Here is a 2677-nt window from a genome sequence, read left to right as displayed (position 1 = left end):
ACGTACAAACCTAAAAACTCCAACTTAGGATTGAGGTTCTTTTTGATTTTTTTCATATGGCCCAACTGCTTAGAAACACCATTGCGTGAAGATTTTTCTAAAAGAGTAGGGATAATCAAATAATCAGCCACTAAGTGACTAGCGATCATGACGTTCGAATATGTAGGATTAGAATCGATAATAATGTAATCGTAGATTTTACGTAGCTCATCTATGCTGTCTTTAAAATCAAAAATGCAGTCCTGTGGGCGATAGTTAATCTCATTCAGTTCGTAAGTCGTACCGATAATATGACGTCCATCCTCTAACTGGATCGGCTTCACAATCGTGTCTGTAAAAAATAATTGGAACGTGTGTGCTTCCCCTGGGGAAAACTCATGCTTAAAAGGTTCGCGCTCAATTTCGATAGGCATACCATCAGGGAAACTCCGCTCTGTTAACCCAGCCGTCCAATCCATATCGATGACCAGCGTCTTAAAACCAGACTGCTGCAAATCATACGAAATCTCGTTAGATGACTGCGACTTAACGACACCACCTTTCTGATTACCAACAACAATAACTTTTCCGAGCGCAAGCTCTATATTTGACGCAACAGGCGATTGACTGAAGTCCATTATTTAATCCCTCTTAAAATTTCGCATGCGAAATTATTTATCATTATTGATGGGCCATAGATTGAGAACGAGCCTGCTTTGCTTTACCTGCTGCGAGGTACTCGAAACTCTCAGCGGTGAAGTTATAACCGTGATATGTGACGCCATCGTTTTCATACTGAGAGTTTTTAACAATGAAGTGGACGACGACCAGGTCACCTACATCTAATTTGCGTTCAGCACGCAGTGCCAACTCATCGTAGGCTGTGAACTCGATAACTGTAGAAACATTATTGCGTTTTTTGCTCTCGGCAACAGTAAGACGACAATAGGTAACGTCATCTTTCTTAATCAAACTAACGGGTTTAAGTAAGCGGCCTATGATTGTGTTGCTTTGCATGATGGTGTCTCCTTTGAGCCTGGCGTTACGCCTGATGTATCCAGTGGCCATCCACTGGATACGGTTTAATATACTATGGCATTTATTATAAATCAACACTGATATGTTATTTTTGTGGCAGTTTTTCTAGGGCTGGTTTCACTATCCGGCTAAAGACTGCTTGAGCATTCGGCGTGAACTTTCTAACCCACGCATTATTACGATAACGGGAAAATTTAAAGCTGTTATCACAAAGCATACGACGTGTCTGTTCATCCGGTTTATAGCCAAAATGTATTTCAATTTTTCCGTCTTCACTCAGTTTAATTTCAATTCCGTTTGTCAGAGTTTGTTCGATAAATAAACTGTCATTTTGCAATTTATTAACTTCAGCCAGTCTCTGTTTTAAGCGTGCTATCTCAGCATTATGATTAGCCAACTGATATGAATAGAACGGCACGACCTTACCATGGCTGTAATATGGACTCGGCTGTAAAATGTTCAATGCTTTATCCAAAGGAATACTCAAAAACTCGGCTAATGCCAGTGCACATTTTTGTTGTGCTTCCGGGCTAACACCTTCAGCAGAACCGCCTTTATACGTTTTTCGTACAATCTTGTTTGCCCCGATCATTTCCGCGTGTGTCTTCTCCATCCGGGCAATTTTACTATTGAGCAACTCAGTGGCATTCGGTGCGTTTGATTGGATAATTGTCCCATCACCAAATGGCATTATCCGGCGCAGGAAACGCTCTGGTGCCTTTTGGGAGTATTCCTTTATCTGGCGATACTTATCATTGGCAATACCATTACGTTTCCGCATGCGCTCAACAGGGAAGTTTGCCGGGCCGGTTATCATCGCGCTTGCACAACCACTGATGCTGGATAGGTAGCCCATATATGCCGCTCTCTGCCGCGCATGGAATGAATCGAACCACATGCTGAAATTAACCTCCCAGTCCTCAACAAGGATCGCACCATTCTGCTGAGCCGACTCAATACGACTTAACACCAAAGATTTTTGCTGTGTAAGAAGCGTTGCGTAATCGAATTGGCAGTTGAGCGCATGACTTTCAGGCCGAAACAACAAGTTGCTAAAAGCCTGAACCGCCTTTTGGGTAGGAATATCATCAATGAATTCAGCAAGGGCAGGGGTCGTTTCCAGAACTTCTGCTTTACGAACTGCTTCTGTCTTATACATGTAAACTCCTGTGAGTATGGCGTTTCGCCGATAGGAGAAAAGCGGCCTTCCGCTCTTCTATGTTGATTATTATACACAAGTTACTTTATTTATCAATACTGATATATAATAAACTTCTAAAAAAGGCACCTCCTAAGATGCCTAGATTTCGCATGCGAAATATTTGTTAAGCTGTCATTTTATGCCGTTTTTGCGCGGTATTATTAAAATGGTAGCCACCCTCGCTCAGCAAAAGAAACACTGATACCGTGGCCAATAACAATATGATCTAGAATTCTGACGTCAACCAGGTTTAAGGCATCAGAAAGCCTCTTGGTGATATGGCGATCTTCGATACTTGGCTCAGGTATACCAGAAGGGTGATTATGAGAAACAATGACAGATGAGGCATTTAGTTTAAGCGCAAGTTGCCCCATTCCCAGTCGAAACGCAACAAAACGGTAGGGCATTATGCCGCCTGTAAGTGCGTTAAAAATACCTCATTCGGAGAGCGATAGCCCA

At 42.3% G+C, this 2677-nt stretch carries 3 protein-coding genes and 1 pseudogene; all 4 read right to left on the bottom strand.

What is annotated here, in order from left to right; translation table 11 throughout:
* Positions 1–617, bottom strand: a 617-nt coding sequence (locus AEP37_RS23175; RefSeq protein WP_049615534.1) for a ParA family protein, incomplete at its 3' end; no start/stop codon positions are given.
* Between the two features lie 43 nt (positions 618–660).
* Positions 661–996, bottom strand: coding sequence for a single stranded DNA-binding domain-containing protein (locus AEP37_RS23170; protein WP_049615533.1), 336 nt, complete (start codon positions 994–996; stop codon positions 661–663).
* Between the two features lie 106 nt (positions 997–1102).
* Positions 1103–2176 carry a hypothetical protein gene (locus tag AEP37_RS23165; protein ID WP_049615532.1) on the bottom strand — a complete coding sequence of 358 codons (1074 nt, stop codon included), beginning with the start codon at positions 2174–2176 and terminating at the stop codon, positions 1103–1105.
* A 203-nt stretch (positions 2177–2379) separates the two neighbouring features.
* Positions 2380–2580, bottom strand: a pseudogene (locus AEP37_RS23160) (JAB domain-containing protein); the annotation flags it as partial.
* Positions 2581–2677 lie beyond the last annotated feature (97 nt).

It is taken from the genome of Yersinia pekkanenii (assembly GCF_001152565.1).
In the GTDB taxonomy this organism is placed as follows: domain Bacteria; phylum Pseudomonadota; class Gammaproteobacteria; order Enterobacterales; family Enterobacteriaceae; genus Yersinia; species Yersinia pekkanenii.
The sequence above is the reverse complement of the archived record's forward strand: the minus strand, read 5'-3'. Positions and strand labels throughout refer to the sequence as shown.

Coding starts and splice junctions, on each gene's coding strand:
- AEP37_RS23170 (WP_049615533.1), bottom strand. CDS start 996: ATGCAAAGCAACACAATCATAGGCCGCTTACTTAAACCCGTTAGTTTG.
- AEP37_RS23165 (WP_049615532.1), bottom strand. CDS start 2,176: ATGTATAAGACAGAAGCAGTTCGTAAAGCAGAAGTTCTGGAAACGACC.